Origin of the sequence: Haemophilus aegyptius (assembly GCF_900475885.1) — a bacterium.
Taxonomy (GTDB): Bacteria; Pseudomonadota; Gammaproteobacteria; order Enterobacterales; family Pasteurellaceae; genus Haemophilus; species Haemophilus influenzae.
On sequence record NZ_LS483429.1, the window covers coordinates 846,096 to 860,573 of the forward strand.

Sequence of the window (14,478 nt, forward strand, 5' to 3'; positions counted from 1 at the left end):
CTTCATAAAAGTGCGGTTACTTTTACGAACGTTTCATCACTTCAAAAAACTCTTCGTTGGTTTTTGCCATCATCAGCTTATCAATCAAGAATTCCATTGCATCCACTTCATCCATTGGATTAAGAATCTTACGAAGAATCCACATTTTTTGTAATTCATCCGCTGTTGTGAGTAAGTCTTCTTTACGAGTACCAGAGCGTTGAAAGTCAATGGCTGGGAATACGCGTCTTTCTGCAATTTTACGAGAAAGGTGTAATTCCATATTACCTGTACCTTTAAATTCTTCGAAAATAACTTCATCCATTTTCGAACCTGTATCAACTAGCGCAGTGGCAATAATCGTTAAACTACCGCCCTCTTCCACGTTACGTGCAGCACCGAAGAAACGTTTTGGACGGTGCAATGCGTTAGCATCCACACCACCAGATAAAATTTTACCTGAAGCTGGGGTTACCGTATTGTAAGCACGTGCTAAACGGGTAATAGAGTCAAGTAAAATCACCACATCTTTTTTATGCTCTACTGAACGTTTCGCTTTTTCGATTACCATTTCTGCCACTTGAACGTGACGAGTTGCTGGCTCATCAAAAGTAGAAGCAATGACTTCGCCTTTTACTGAACGTTGCATTTCTGTCACTTCTTCTGGGCGTTCATCAATCAGTAATACGATAAGTTCCACATCAGGATAATTATGCGTGATACTTTGCGCAATATTTTGCAACAACATTGTTTTACCCGCTTTTGGCGGAGCTACGATCAAACCACGTTGGCCTTTACCAATTGGCGAGGCTAAATCCAAAATACGGGCAGTTAAATCTTCTGCTGAGCCATTGCCTCGCTCCATTCTTAAACGAGAGTTAGCATGTAATGGCGTTAAGTTTTCAAATAAGATTTTGCTACGAGAAACTTCTGGTTTGTCATCATTAACTTGATCAATTTTTAAAAGTGCAAAATAACGTTCGCCTTCTTTTGGTGGACGAATTTTGCCTTCGATTTTATCCCCAGTTTGAAGATTAAAACGACGAATTTGACTTGGGGAAACATAGATATCATCAGGGCCTGCAAGGTAGGAACTATCGGCAGAACGAAGGAAACCAAAACCATCTGGTAAAATTTCTAACACGCCACCGCCGAAAATATCTTCGCCACTTTTGGCGTGCTGTTTTAAGATTGCAAAGACAATATCTTGTTTACGCAAACGTGCTAAATTTTCTAAGCCCATTTGCTCCTCGCCGAGTTTCACAAGATCAGAGACAGGCGTATTTTTAAGTTCTGTTAAATGCATAATGAATAAATGTTGGAATTAATAAGAATTGATTATTCGAATGGTGGGTTTGCACCCTTTGAATGGTGCGTAAATTACCACTAAAACCCTGTGCTGTCTAGCTTTTATTAAAAAAATTACCACACTTTTTTAAGAACTTATTTTGGAAGTTTAGCCGTCTAGATTGTTCTTTATTTGATTTTTAATTAGAATACGGACAGTCTGTAAGGTTATCGATAAGCTCTAAGGGAAATTATGGCAGATTGGGACGGAAAATATATCAGCCCTTATGCAGAACACGGCAAAAAAAGTGAGCAAGTAAAAAAAATTACAGTATCTATTCCTATTAAAGTACTGGAAATTTTGACGAATGAACGCACTCGTCGCCAATTAAAAAGTTTACGTCACGCAACTAACAGTGAATTGCTTTGTGAAGCGTTCTTACACGCATTCACAGGACAGCCTTTGCCCGCCGATACAGATTTAATGAAAGAGCGTAATGATGAAATTCCCGAAGATGCCAAAGTGCTTATGCGTGAATTAGGTGTCGATCCAGAAAGTTGGGAATATTAACCGCACTTTTCACTTATCCGTTCAAGCCATTCAAAATTAAACATTCAGGGTTGTCATTGCCCTGACAACTGTCGTGCCAGTGCTGCAATTTTTGTACCATTTTTTGTAACTGTTCTATTTGTTGATTTAATGTCGCAATATGTTGAGCAGTTAGCACTTTCACTTCTCGGCAGCTACGCTTAGGATTATCTTGTAGTGCTAATAATTGTGCGATTTGATGTAACGAAAACCCAACATTGCGTGAGTGTCGAATAAAATGCAACCTTTCTAAATCACTTTCTCCATAATTTCGATAGCCTGACAAACTGCGAACAGCGGGTTTAATTAACCCCATTTTTTCATAATCACGGATTTGTTTTGTAGATAAACCTACTAATTTTGCGGCTTCACTAATATTCATAAAAAACTTCTTGACCTTAACCTTATGTAAAGGTTTATAGTGTAGCTATTAATAAAACAACTAACAAGGAGTACAAATGAAAATTATCACATTAAACATAAAAGGCATACATTGCGGCTGTTGCGTAAAAAGTCTTACTCAAGTTTTAACTGAATTAGATGGTGTACAATCTGCTGATGTGCAATTAGAGGGTAAAGCAAATATTACTTTTGATGAAAATCGAGTCAATGTTGCACAGCTGATTGAGGTCATTGAAGATGCTGGATTTGACGCCACAGAGTAAAAAAATTTCGATTCAGATTGGTGGGATGACCTGCCAATCTTGTGCCAATCGCATTCATCAATAAAACAACTAACAAGGAGTAAAAATGAAAACTATCACATTAAACATAAAAGGCATACATTGCGGCTGTTGCGTAAAAAGTCTTACTCAAGTTTTAACTGAATTAGATGGTGTACAATCTGCTGATGTGCAATTAGAGGGTAAAGCAAATATTACTTTTGATGAAAATCGAGTCAATGTTGCACAGCTGATTGAGGTCATTGAAGATGCTGGATTTGACGCCACAGAGTAAAAAAATTTCGATTCAGATTGGTGGGATGACCTGCCAATCTTGTGCCAATCGTATTGAAAAAGTTTTAAATAAAAAACCATTTGTGCAACAAGCAGGCGTAAATTTTGCTGCCGAAGAAGCACAAGTCCTGTTCAATCCTGATCAGGCAAGCGAAACTCAAATTATAGAGATTATCCATAAAACAGGTTTTTCTGCTCATATCAAACAAGCCAATGAATTGCCAATAGAAGAAAAAAATACATCAATCCCTTGGCGATTAATCGTACTTTGGATAATCAATATTCCATTTCTGATTGGTATGCTTGGTATGATAAGTGGCTCCCATCACTTAATGTTACCCCCGATTTGGCAATTTGCATTAGCAAGCATTGTGCAACTTTGGTTAGCCATTCCATTTTATCGTGGAGCAATCGGTAGTATTCGTGGTGGACTTGCCAATATGGATGTCCTTGTCAGTACAGGAACGCTCACTATTTATCTTTATTCTGCTTTTATGCTGTTTTACCACGCCAATCATGCAATGGAGCAAGTGTATTTTGAGGCTTCTGTTATGGTAATTGGTTTTGTCAGTCTTGGAAAATTTCTTGAAGATCGCACTAAAAAGCACAGCCTAAATAGCTTAAGCATGCTTTTGCAACTGACACCGAAAAAAGTCACCGCTCTGCGTAATGACAAATGGACTGAAATTGCTCTTGACCAAGTAAATATCGGCGAAATCATTCGTGCGAATCAAGGCGAGCGTATTGCGGCAGACGGAATAATTGAAAGTGGAAATGGATGGTGTGATGAAAGTCATTTAACAGGTGAATCTCGTCCAGAAGAAAAACAGAAAGGTGGAAAAGTCTTAGCAGGGGCAATGGTAACAGAAGGTTCTATTATCTATCGAGCAAATCAGCTTGGTAGCCAAACCTTACTTGGCGATATGATGAATGCATTATCAGATGCGCAAGGCTCAAAAGCACCCATTGCACGATTTGCCGATAAAGTTGCGTCAGTATTTGTGCCTGCTGTATTAGTGATTTCACTTGTTACTTTCATTCTCACTTACATTCTGACGAATGATAGTGTGTCTTCACTCATTCACGCAGTATCCGTGCTTGTGATTGCTTGCCCTTGTGCCTTGGGATTAGCCACACCAGCTGCCATAATGGTTGGTTTAGGTAAAGCGGTTAATGCTGGCGTATGGTTTAAAGATGCGGCAGCAATGGAGGAAACCGCCCACGTAGATACCGTTGTACTTGATAAAACTGGCACACTAACAAAGGGGGAGCTTGAAATTTCAGCACTATGGCAGCCACAAAGTGCGGTGTATTCTGAAGAAGATTTGTATCGTTTTGCCGCAGCAGTTGAACGACAAGCTAACCACCCAATTGCAAAAGCTATTGTGCAAACAGCGGAACAAAAAATGTTAGAAATTCCTACCGCACTTTTTTCAAAGATGGAAGTGGGTCAAGGCATTCAAGCCGAATTAGAACAAGTGGGAACAATAAAAGTCGGTAAACCCGATTATTGCGGTTTAATCTTGCCTAAAAATTTAGAGGATATCTGGCAAATTGCGAGCATTGTCGCAGTATCTATAAATGATAAACCCATTGGTGCATTTGCGCTGACGGATACCTTAAAAAACGATAGCTTGCACGCTATTCAACGCTTACAACAACAAAATATTGATGTAGTGATTATGAGTGGCGATCAACAATCTGTCGTGGATTACATAGCAAAACAGCTCGGCATTAAGAAAGTCTTTGGTGGACTCAGTCCTAGAGATAAGGCGGAACAAATCCAAAAGCTGAAAGCTCAAGGTCATATTGTCGCAATGGTAGGCGATGGAATAAATGATGCGCCTGCTTTAGCCGCGGCAAACGTCAGTTTTGCGATGAAATCAGGTTCAGATATTGCGGAACAAACCGCCTCAGCAACGCTTATGCAACATTCGGTGAATCAACTTGTGGATGCGCTTTTTATTGCAGTAGCAACCTTGAAAAATATCAAACAAAATCTCTTTTTTGCTTTGATTTACAATATTCTCGGCATACCCCTTGCAGCTTTCGGTTTTCTTAGCCCTATAATCGCTGGTGCTGCTATGGCGTTGAGCTCAATTTCCGTATTGATGAACGCCTTAAGATTGAAAAAAGTGCGGTTCTAATTTCATTTATTTTTATACGCAATCGGTGTCGTCATCGCACCGATTTTTTTGTCGCTGAAAATTACCGCACTTTTTCTAAAAAAATTTTAACTTGATCACAATTTTAGAATTTTCTCTTTGAGATTCTCTATTTATCGGCATAACATAATACTCAAATTTTGTTAGGGCATATTTTGCTCTACAAATTGACAAATTTAAGTAATTTATGCTTTGGAGCAAACTATGAAATCAACAGAAAAACTCAAATGGAACAAATTTGATGCAACGTGGATGTTAAACCTTTTCGGTACGGCGGTTGGCGCGGGCGTATTGTTCTTGCCGATTAACGCAGGGATGGGTGGATTTTGGCCGTTAGTTTTAATGGCAATCATCGTCGGGCCAATGACTTATTTTGCTCACCGTGGCTTAGCCTACTTTGTACTTTCATCAAAAAATCCTGGCAGCGATATTACTGAAGTAGTGGAAGAACACTTTGGTAAAACAGCGGGTAAGCTTATTACCTTACTTTATTTTTTCGCGATTTTCCCCATTCTTTTAATTTACGGTAACGGTATTACTAACACCGTAGATTCTTTTATTGTGAATCAGCTTGGCATGGCATCGCCAAATCGAGTCATTCTCTCTTTTGTATTAATTGCGGTATTGATTTCCGTGATGTTATTTAATGAAAAAGTGATGTTAAAAATCACAGAATGGCTTGTTTATCCGTTAGTCTTAATTTTATTTGTTCTTTCTATTTACTTAATTCCTGAATGGAATAGTGCCGTATTATATGAACTTCCAACAGCAGGCGGTTTCTTAACAACTTTATGGCTAACCATTCCCGTATTAGTATTTTCATTTAACCATTCACCAGCAATTTCATCTTTTACTTGCTCACAATTCCGTGAATACAAAACGTTTGAGGGTGCAGAACGCCATATCAGCCATACAGAAAAAGGCGTCTCAACGATTTTGTTATTCTTTGTAATGTTCTTCGTATTTAGCTGTGTACTAACATTAACACCTGAAGAATTAGTGGCAGCAAAAGAACAGAATATTAGTATCTTGTCTTTCTTAGCGAATAAATTTGATAATCCATATATCTCTTATTTTGGCCCGCTTGTTGCATTCTTAGCGATTACTAGTTCATTCTTCGGTCACTATATGGGGGCGCGTGAAGGCTTAGAAGGTTTATATTTAAAAATGAAAGGTGAAGCAGTAAATCGTAAAAAACTCAATTATGCGACCGCACTTTTCTTCTTATTAACGTTATGGGGCGTTGCGATTATTAATCCAAGTATCTTAGGCTTAATCGAATCTCTTGGCGGCCCAATCATTGCGATGATTTTGTTTATCATGCCAATGTACTCGATTCGAAAAATCCCAGCAATGAAACGCTACAGCGGACGTTTCAGTAATGTATTTGTAACAATTATGGGGCTAATTGCTATTTCTGCAGTTGTTTATGGATTATTATAATCGCCTTTAATTTTTAACGAATTTTGAGAAATTTATGATTAGCGTATTTGATATGTTTAAAGTGGGAATTGGGCCATCCAGTTCCCACACGGTCGGTCCGATGAAAGCGGGTAAACAATTTATAGACGACTTAATTAAACGAAATCAATTTGAACAAACTACTGAAATTCACGTAGATGTGTACGGTTCTCTTTCAATGACAGGACGAGGACACAGTACAGATATTGCCATTATTATGGGGTTAGCGGGTTATTTACCACATAATGTGGATATTGATATGATTTCAGGTTTCATTGAGAAAGTTAAACAAACTGCACTTTTACCCATTAATGTCGGTCAAAAGATAGTAAAATTTGATTTTGAAAATAATCTCATTTTCCACCGCACTTTTTTAAAATTGCACGAAAATGGCATGACAATTACCGCTCTTGATGAAAATCGCACAGAGCTTTATCTCCAAACCTATTATTCGATCGGTGGTGGTTTTATTGTCGATGAAGCCCATTTTGGCAAAGCAGAAAAAAACACAGTCCAAGTGCCTTATCCTTACAAAAATGCCGAAGATATTTTGAAACATTGTAGTGATAACGGCTTAATGCTTTCCACTGTGATGTTGGAAAATGAAATCGCATTGAATGGCAAAGAGGCTGTTAGTGCTCATCTAGAGAATGTCTGGAAAACGATGCAGGCTTGTATTGAACACGGTATTCACACAGAGGGTATTTTACCTGGCCCATTAAGAGTACCACGTCGTGCAGCTTCACTTTATCGTGCGTTGCAAGCAAATACGAATTTATCTAACGATCCAATGCGCGTAATCGACTGGGTCAATATGTTTGCGCTTGCTGTCAATGAAGAAAATGCAGCAGGTGGACGCGTGGTTACGGCACCAACTAACGGTGCGTGCGGGATTATTCCAGCGGTATTAGCTTACTATGAAAAATTCATCTCGCCATTAACACCTGAAATCATTGAACGCTATTTATTAGCCGCAGGGATGATTGGTTCACTTTATAAGATGAACGCTTCTATTTCTGGTGCAGAAGTGGGTTGTCAAGGCGAAGTGGGTGTAGCCTGTTCAATGGCGGCTGCGGGACTAGCTGAAATTTTGGGTGGCAATCCACTACAAGTATGCATCGCAGCTGAAATTGCAATGGAGCATAATTTAGGATTAACTTGCGACCCTGTCGGAGGTCAAGTTCAAGTACCTTGTATTGAACGCAATGCGATTGCTTCAGTAAAAGCAATCAATGCATCACGTATGGCTTTACGCCGCACCACCAATCCGAGAGTAACCTTGGATAAAGTGATTGAAACAATGTACGAAACAGGCAAAGATATGAATGCTAAGTATCGCGAAACATCTCAAGGCGGACTTGCAGTTAAGATTGTTTGTAACTAATAAAAAGTAAAATAATTGAGGGGCTGATCTGCACGAATGAGTTGGACTACATAACCCACTGTTAAAGTGCAGATCGCTATTTAATAATTTAAATTTATTCTTTAAAACTTACCCAGTAAAACTTGCAAACCAACCTAAGTTTGCCCCAATTTGCGCCACAATATTTAATATGCCAAATAATATTACAAAACCAATCATAAAATTTCCGCCGTATACTTTATAACTTGCTTGTGGGAATTTTTGACGGCTTGCTTTGGCAAGAAGTGCGGGGACAATTGCAGCCCAAATTGTTGCCGCCAATCCAGCGTAACCAATGGCAATCACAAATCCATAAGGAAATTGCAGGCTTAGCAATAATGGCGGTAAAAAAGTAACAAGTGTTGTTTTTGTTCTGCCCAATAAGCTATCGTCAAATTTAAATAGATCCGCAATATAGTCAAATAACCCTAAAGTGACGCCTAAGAATGAAGTAGAAATTGCCATATAAGCAAAGAAATTTAATGCGACGGAAAAGTATTCCACTTCAATATATTTATGTAAAGCCTCTAATAATGCAGAAACATCGCCGCCTTTTTCAATGACTGGCGCAAATTCAGTGCGTGGTAAATTACCTTGTACAGCGAGCTGCCATAAGATGTAAATCACTAATGCTAAGCCCGTACCAATAAAGATCGATTTCATCACGCGACGACCATCACGATCGTAATATTTGACGAGACTCGGGACATTTCCGTGGAAACCAAACGACACGAGACAAACTGGAAGTGCGGTCAATAAATAAGGTAAATATGTTTGCTCACTTTCAGCAACGGTATTGAATAAAACTGCTGTTTTTACAGAGCTTAATAAACCAGTAGTAGAAAGGAAAAAAGCAACCACCATTCCGACAATTAACACGGTTGTGAAACGATCCACTGCTTTGGTTGAAAGCCATACAAAGGCTGCAAGAATAAGGCAGAAAATTAAAGATCCTGAAGTTCTTCCAATATCTACCGCACTTTCAGCAGAACTGAATGCTTGGTTGAGCAGATTCTGTGTAATGCCTCCGCCTGAGGTTATGTAGGCATAAGTCAAAATATACAAGACGAAAGCAACGGAAAGACCATTGATAGTATTCCAACTTTTTCCTAATAAATCTTTAACGATAGTGTCAAAACTTGAACCTGTTGGATAATGTAGATTAGCTTCTAGGATCATTAATCCTGAGGTTGTCATACAAAACCAAGTATAAATTAAAGCAAGAATTGAACCGATAAACCATACACCCGCCGTTGAAGTTGGGTTAGCCAGCATGCCTGCACCAATCGCTGTACCTGCAATGATCATTGCACCGCCTAAGAGAGAAGGAGATTTTTGTTGTATCATAAAATGCCTCTAAAATAAATTTGCACTATTATAGTAGTACACAAGAAAAGTGCAATATATTTATATCGATAAAAAGGGGACATTTAGTCCCCTTTGTAATGTTGTCAAAGCATTCATTATTGACGGTAATCCGACAAAAATCTTGCTAATTTTGTAATGGCTTCTTCAAGTTGATTTACATAAGGAAGAGTAACAACACGGAAGTGATCTGGCGAATGCCAATTAAATCCTTTACCGTGCACAAGTAGTACTTTTTCTTGGCGGAGTAAATCCAGCACCATTTTTTCATCACTGTGAATATTGAATTTTTTCACATCAATTTTCGGGAACATATACATCGCCCCCATTGGTTTCACGCAAGTAATGCCTGGAATTTGAGTGATGAGATCATAGGCTTTGTTTCGTTGCTCAAGTAATCGACCGCCCGGTAAAATAAATTCATTAATACTTTGATAGCCACCAAGTGCGGTTTGAATTGCATGTTGCATTGGTACGTTGGCACATAAACGCATTGATGCCAGCATATCTAAGCCTTCAATATAACCTTTCGCATTATGTTTTGGGCCGTTCAAAATCATCCAGCCTTGGCGGAAGCCTGCAACTCGATAAGCTTTTGATAACCCATTCAGCGTAACCGTTAATAAATCAGGAGCAAGTGCGGCAATATGATGATGTACTGCGCCATCATATAAAATTTTGTCGTAGATTTCGTCGGCGAAGATAATCAAATTATTTTGGCGCGCGATTTCCACAATTTCTTGTAATAATTCTTTGCTATACACTGCACCCGTTGGGTTGTTCGGGTTGATGATGACAATCGCTTTAGTTTTCGTATTCACTTTCGCTTTAATATCATCAATAGCGGGGAACCAATTTGCTTCTTCATCACAAAGGTAATGAACAGCCTTGCCGCCAGAAAGTGTTACCGCAGCAGTCCAAAGCGGATAATCAGGCATTGGCACGAGTACTTCATCACCATCATTGAGTAATGCTTGCATGGCCATTGTGATAAGCTCAGATACGCCGTTACCAATATACACATCATTGACGGTCGCGCCGTGAATCCCTTTTGATTGATAATATTGAACAATGGCTTTACGAGCAGAATATAAACCTTTTGAATCACAGTAGCCTTGAGCTGACGGCAAATTACGCAATACGTCCACCAAAATTTCATCTGGTGCTTCAAAGCCGAAAGGTGCGGGATTACCGATATTTAGTTTTAAAATTTTATTGCCTTCTTCTTCTAAGCGTAGTGCTTCTTTGTGTACTGGCCCGCGAATGTCATAACATACGTGTTCTAATTTGTCGGATTTTGGGAATAATCGCATAGTGAAATCCTTTTGTTTCTAATAAAATTTTCGTGAAAAGTGCGGTTAATTTACGCTGAATTTTCAATATTGAAAAGATTTTGTAAAAAAATTTTTTGTCATTAACAATCTGCGGTAGAATACGGCTAATTTTTTGTGTATTTAAAACAAAATCTAATGAGTTATTTAGCGCAGGCAATAGGCGAGTTAAAATCGCAAATTCACGCATATTTACAGCAATCAACGAATGAACTTGTCCGTTTTCAGGTAAAACTGGACAAGGTCGATTTGTTGGCGTGGCTGAAAGGTCAATCTGCGTATCCTCAATTTTATTTACATTTTCGTGATGAAGAAAAAGCATTGGCTGCGCTTGGGGCAGTGCAGTCATTTTCACAGTTAAATTTAGCGCAAGAGTTTATTGAAGAAAGTGGTTTTCCACTGGTAGGCGGTTTGCAATTTCAAGGCACTGCACAATTTGTATTACCTAAAATGCTTGTTGAACAGGATAATAAAGGCGCGTTGGTATCCTTTTTTGTGAAAAATGAGCAAAGTGCGAATGATACTTTAGCTCACCTCAAAACTTTTGGAAATCTCACCGCACTTTCAGCTTTGCCAAAACAGATTCCTTTGCATACAGAGCCTCGAGCTAATGAAAGAACTTGGTGTGATTGGGTCAATCAGGCTTTGGTGGAAATTAAAAGTGGAGAGCTGACAAAAATTGTGTTAGCCAATGAAACCACTTTTCATTTAAAGCAAGCGATTAATGCCTACGATTTTTTAGCAGAAAGCGAAAAACAAAATCAAGGTTGTTATCATTTTTTATGGGCTGAAAATTCTCATTCGGTTTTTGTTGGTTCTACGCCAGAACGCCTATTTGCTCGTGAGTATAATTTGTTGCTAACCGAAGCTTTGGCGGGGACAGCATCGGTTTCTGAAAGTGAGGAAGAAACGCAATCTCAAGCCAATTGGTTATTAAATGATGAGAAAAATTTAAAAGAAAATTGGTTAGTCGTAAAAGATATTTCGCAGAATTTACGTAAGCAAGTAGAAAGTTTTGATGTAAGCAATGTGGAATTGAAACCGTTACGTAAAGTACAACATTTGATTCGTAAAATTCGTGCAAATTTGACCGCACATTATGCAGATGTAAATATATTAAAAGCGATTCATCCTACAGCTGCAGTATCTGGTTTGCCACAGCAACAAGCCAAAATGATTTTGTCAGAAATCGAAACCTTTGATCGAGGCTGGTATGCGGGAACATTGGGCGTGATGAGCGATGTATGTTCAGAGTTTTGTGTGGCGATTCGCTCTGCTTTTATTGAAGGTCATCGTATTCGAGTATTTGCTGGCGCGGGCATTGTGGCAGGCTCGCAGCCATTGGAAGAATGGAAAGAAATTGAACGTAAAGCAGCAGGGTTAATTTCCTTGTTTGCAGAAGAAAAATGATAACGGAGAAAAAAATGTCGGTAAGCGTGTTTAATCGTTGTTGGTCGAAAGTGATTTTAGAAACCTTGGTGCGCCAAGGCGTTTCTCACATTTGTATCGCGCCAGGTTCGCGTTCGACACCTTTAACTCTAGAAGCCGTACGTTTGCAAAATGCAGGTTCAGTCACTTGTCATACGCATTTTGATGAACGCGGTTTAGGTTTTTTTGCACTTGGTATTGCCAAAGCAACTCAATTACCTGTTGCCATTATTGTGACATCAGGCACGGCGACTGCAAACCTTTATCCCGCCATTATTGAAGCGCGCCAAACTGGTGTGAATTTATTTGTTTTAACTGCTGATCGTCCACCAGAACTTTGGGAGTGCGGTGCAAATCAGGCCATTTTGCAACAAAATATGTTTGGTCAGTATCCAGTTGCAAATGTTAATTTACCTAAACCGAATGCTGATTATTCTGCGCAGTGGTTAATTTCTCTACTTGAACAGGCAGCTTTCCAACAAAAACAACAAGGTGGCGTTGTTCATATTAATGTCCCATTTGCCGAGCCACTTTATGATGCAACTGATGAGGAAGTAAATTCCCATAGTTGGCTACAGCCGTTACAACGCTGGTTAATTCAAAACAAGTCTTGGATAAATGTAGAAGTCCAACAAAACGAAGTATTAATGCATGAAAATTGGGATCATTGGCGTACCAAACGTGGTGTCGTTGTGGTTGGTCAATTACCTGCAGAACAAGCGATGGGCATTAATTCTTGGGCAAGTGCTATGGGCTGGGTGTTACTGACGGATATTCAATCTGGTGTTGTTCCAACGACGCCTTATGAAGATATTTGGCTAGCAAACCAAACTGTTCGTGAAAAACTTCTACAAGCTGATATTGTGATTCAATTCGGTGCACGCTTTATTAGTAAACGAATTAATCAATTCTTACAGGCGTTTAAAGGTGAATTTTGGTTGGTTGAACAAAGTGGTAAAGCATTAGATCCTTACCATCATTCATTGACAAGATTCAATGCTAAAGCGCATCATTGGTTGCGTGCGCATCCACCTTTACGCCAAAAGACTTGGTTGCTTGAACCGTTAGCTTTATCTAAGTTCTGTGCGACCTTTATTGAACAGCAAGTAGGCGGAAATTTAACGGAAGCCTCGCTCGCATTACGTTTACCAACACTTTTACCTTATAACGGTGTTTTATTTTTAGGTAATAGTTTACTTGTTCGTCTGGTTGATGCGCTAACGCAATTACCAGAAAGTTATCCCGTTTATACCAATCGTGGTGCGAGTGGAATTGATGGTTTGTTGGCTACTGCTGCTGGAATAGGTATTGGTTCAAATAAACCTGTTGTTGCGGTGATTGGCGATACGTCCACTTTATATGATCTAAATTCTTTCGCATTATTCAAAAACGTTACGCAACCAACGCTAATCTTTGTGATCAATAATAATGGTGGTGCGATTTTTGATATGTTACCTGTGGATGAACAAGTCAAAGATCAGTTCTATCGATTACCGCATAATGGCGATTTTTCTCAAATCGCGGCAATGTTTGATCTCAAATACGCTCATCCTTATACTTGGGCGGATCTCAATTCCGTTGTGAAACAGGCTTATAGTCGTCGCAAGGCAACGTTAATTGAAATTAAAACGAATCCGAGTGATGGTAGTAGTTTGTATAAACGCTTAATCGAGCAAATTAGTCACGCCGTGATTGGTGCTTAAGTATTCTGTAGGCGGGCTTTAGTCCGCCATATTTTATTATTTCTATCAATAATCCCTTCAATGATAAACATCATTTTTCTTCACGGACTTCTTGGTACAAAAAATGACTGGCAAAAAGTCATTGAAAATCTACCGCACTTTAATTGTATTGCGCTAGATTTGCCTTTTCACGGGCAAGCTAAAGACCTTGAAGTCACAAATTTTGAAGAAACAGCTGTGTATTTGGCTCAGCAAATTAAAAGTGCGGTGAAAAATGAACCCTATTTTCTTGTTGGGTATTCTCTAGGTGGAAGGATTGCTTTGTATTATGCGCTGCAAGCTCAGCTGGAACGATCTAATTTACAAGGCGTTATTTTAGAAGGAGCGAATCTAGGTTTAAAAACTGACGAAGAAAAGCAGGCTCGTTTTCTGCAGGATTTTGCTTGGGCGCAACGTTTTATGCAAGAATCGCCAGAAAAAGTGTTGAATGATTGGTATCAACAACCTGTGTTTTCTCATTTGACTGCAGAAGAAAGGCTGCAGTTAGTTGAAAAACGAAAATCAAGTTGTGGGGAAAATATTGGCAAAATGCTGCTGGCGACAAGTCTATCCAAACAACCTGATTTTAGTGAAAAAGTGCGGTTAAGTTCTTTGCCATTTTTTTATTTTTGTGGCGAAAGAGATCATAAGTTCCAAGTATTAGCCAAAGAAAATCAAATTGATTTAGTGACAATTCCCTGCGCTGGACATAACTCACATTTAGAAAACTCAAAATATTTCTCTAAAAAAATAGAAAATTGCATATTAAAAATTGCTAGACCTTAGTTAAAATG

13 protein-coding genes are annotated in these 14,478 nt (G+C 38.9%); 9 read left to right on the plus strand and 4 right to left on the minus strand.

The window, feature by feature from the left end:
* Positions 1–22: 22 nt before the first annotated feature.
* Positions 23–1,285, minus strand: a complete 1,263-nt coding sequence (gene rho / locus DQN49_RS04540; protein WP_006996188.1) for a transcription termination factor Rho — start codon at positions 1,283–1,285, stop codon at positions 23–25.
* A gap of 234 nt (positions 1,286–1,519) precedes the next feature.
* Between rho and metJ the strand changes: the two genes are divergently transcribed.
* Positions 1,520–1,837: a met regulon transcriptional regulator MetJ gene (metJ, locus tag DQN49_RS04545; RefSeq protein WP_006996189.1), complete on the plus strand. Its 318-nt coding sequence runs from the start codon at positions 1,520–1,522 to the stop codon at positions 1,835–1,837.
* Between the two features lie 13 nt (positions 1,838–1,850).
* Here the strand turns inward: metJ and cueR are convergent, their stop codons facing one another.
* The gene (cueR, locus tag DQN49_RS04550; protein ID WP_005654127.1) at positions 1,851–2,237 is read right to left on the minus strand and encodes a Cu(I)-responsive transcriptional regulator; all 387 of its coding nucleotides are present in this window, start codon (positions 2,235–2,237) and stop codon (positions 1,851–1,853) included.
* Between the two features lie 76 nt (positions 2,238–2,313).
* Between cueR and DQN49_RS04555 the strand changes: the two genes are divergently transcribed.
* The 5 genes from DQN49_RS04555 (at position 2,314) to DQN49_RS04575 (ending at position 7,821) form a co-directional block, all read left to right on the plus strand.
* Positions 2,314–2,520 (plus strand): heavy-metal-associated domain-containing protein, encoded by a 207-nt coding sequence (locus tag DQN49_RS04555; RefSeq protein WP_005654130.1) that lies wholly within the window; start codon positions 2,314–2,316, stop codon positions 2,518–2,520.
* 85 nt (positions 2,521–2,605) lie between these two features.
* Positions 2,606–2,812, plus strand: coding sequence for a heavy-metal-associated domain-containing protein (locus DQN49_RS04560; RefSeq protein WP_005631184.1), 207 nt, complete (start codon positions 2,606–2,608; stop codon positions 2,810–2,812).
* Complete coding sequence (locus DQN49_RS04565; protein ID WP_006996190.1) at positions 2,787–4,958, plus strand: heavy metal translocating P-type ATPase; 2,172 nt, start codon at positions 2,787–2,789, stop codon at positions 4,956–4,958. Before DQN49_RS04560 ends, DQN49_RS04565 begins: the two co-directional genes overlap by 26 nt.
* 222 nt (positions 4,959–5,180) lie before the next feature.
* Entirely contained in the window at positions 5,181–6,419 is a 1,239-nt protein-coding gene (locus DQN49_RS04570) for an HAAAP family serine/threonine permease (RefSeq protein WP_006996191.1), read from the plus strand.
* A gap of 34 nt (positions 6,420–6,453) precedes the next feature.
* Positions 6,454–7,821, plus strand: a complete 1,368-nt coding sequence (locus DQN49_RS04575) for an L-serine ammonia-lyase (protein ID WP_006996192.1) — start codon at positions 6,454–6,456, stop codon at positions 7,819–7,821.
* Positions 7,822–7,929: 108 nt separating this feature from the next.
* On the opposite strand, the gene mtr is transcribed toward DQN49_RS04575, so the two are convergent.
* The gene (mtr, locus tag DQN49_RS04580) at positions 7,930–9,186 is read right to left on the minus strand and encodes a tryptophan permease (protein ID WP_006996193.1); all 1,257 of its coding nucleotides are present in this window, start codon (positions 9,184–9,186) and stop codon (positions 7,930–7,932) included.
* Between the two features lie 116 nt (positions 9,187–9,302).
* Positions 9,303–10,517, minus strand: coding sequence for a pyridoxal phosphate-dependent aminotransferase (locus tag DQN49_RS04585; protein WP_006996194.1), 1,215 nt, complete (start codon positions 10,515–10,517; stop codon positions 9,303–9,305).
* Between the two features lie 156 nt (positions 10,518–10,673).
* Between DQN49_RS04585 and DQN49_RS04595 the strand changes: the two genes are divergently transcribed.
* Genes DQN49_RS04595 through menH form a run of 3 tightly spaced genes read left to right on the plus strand, consistent with a single transcriptional unit; the run spans position 10,674 to position 14,470 of the window.
* On the plus strand, positions 10,674–11,945 hold the full coding sequence (locus DQN49_RS04595) for an isochorismate synthase (protein WP_006996196.1): 1,272 nt from the start codon (positions 10,674–10,676) through the stop codon (positions 11,943–11,945).
* Positions 11,946–11,959: 14 nt separating this feature from the next.
* Positions 11,960–13,666, plus strand: coding sequence for a 2-succinyl-5-enolpyruvyl-6-hydroxy-3-cyclohexene-1-carboxylic-acid synthase (gene menD / locus DQN49_RS04600; RefSeq protein WP_032826344.1), 1,707 nt, complete (start codon positions 11,960–11,962; stop codon positions 13,664–13,666).
* A gap of 60 nt (positions 13,667–13,726) precedes the next feature.
* The gene (menH, locus tag DQN49_RS04605) at positions 13,727–14,470 is read left to right on the plus strand and encodes a 2-succinyl-6-hydroxy-2,4-cyclohexadiene-1-carboxylate synthase (RefSeq protein ID WP_006996198.1); all 744 of its coding nucleotides are present in this window, start codon (positions 13,727–13,729) and stop codon (positions 14,468–14,470) included.
* Positions 14,471–14,478: the final 8 nt, after the last annotated feature.

Coding starts and splice junctions, on each gene's coding strand:
- rho (WP_006996188.1), bottom strand. CDS start 1,285: ATGCATTTAACAGAACTTAAAAATACGCCTGTCTCTGATCTTGTGAAA.
- metJ (WP_006996189.1), top strand. CDS start 1,520: ATGGCAGATTGGGACGGAAAATATATCAGCCCTTATGCAGAACACGGC.
- cueR (WP_005654127.1), bottom strand. CDS start 2,237: ATGAATATTAGTGAAGCCGCAAAATTAGTAGGTTTATCTACAAAACAA.
- DQN49_RS04555 (WP_005654130.1), top strand. CDS start 2,314: ATGAAAATTATCACATTAAACATAAAAGGCATACATTGCGGCTGTTGC.
- DQN49_RS04560 (WP_005631184.1), top strand. CDS start 2,606: ATGAAAACTATCACATTAAACATAAAAGGCATACATTGCGGCTGTTGC.
- DQN49_RS04565 (WP_006996190.1), top strand. CDS start 2,787: ATGCTGGATTTGACGCCACAGAGTAAAAAAATTTCGATTCAGATTGGT.
- DQN49_RS04570 (WP_006996191.1), top strand. CDS start 5,181: ATGAAATCAACAGAAAAACTCAAATGGAACAAATTTGATGCAACGTGG.
- DQN49_RS04575 (WP_006996192.1), top strand. CDS start 6,454: ATGATTAGCGTATTTGATATGTTTAAAGTGGGAATTGGGCCATCCAGT.
- mtr (WP_006996193.1), bottom strand. CDS start 9,186: ATGATACAACAAAAATCTCCTTCTCTCTTAGGCGGTGCAATGATCATT.
- DQN49_RS04585 (WP_006996194.1), bottom strand. CDS start 10,517: ATGCGATTATTCCCAAAATCCGACAAATTAGAACACGTATGTTATGAC.
- DQN49_RS04595 (WP_006996196.1), top strand. CDS start 10,674: ATGAGTTATTTAGCGCAGGCAATAGGCGAGTTAAAATCGCAAATTCAC.
- menD (WP_032826344.1), top strand. CDS start 11,960: ATGTCGGTAAGCGTGTTTAATCGTTGTTGGTCGAAAGTGATTTTAGAA.
- menH (WP_006996198.1), top strand. CDS start 13,727: ATGATAAACATCATTTTTCTTCACGGACTTCTTGGTACAAAAAATGAC.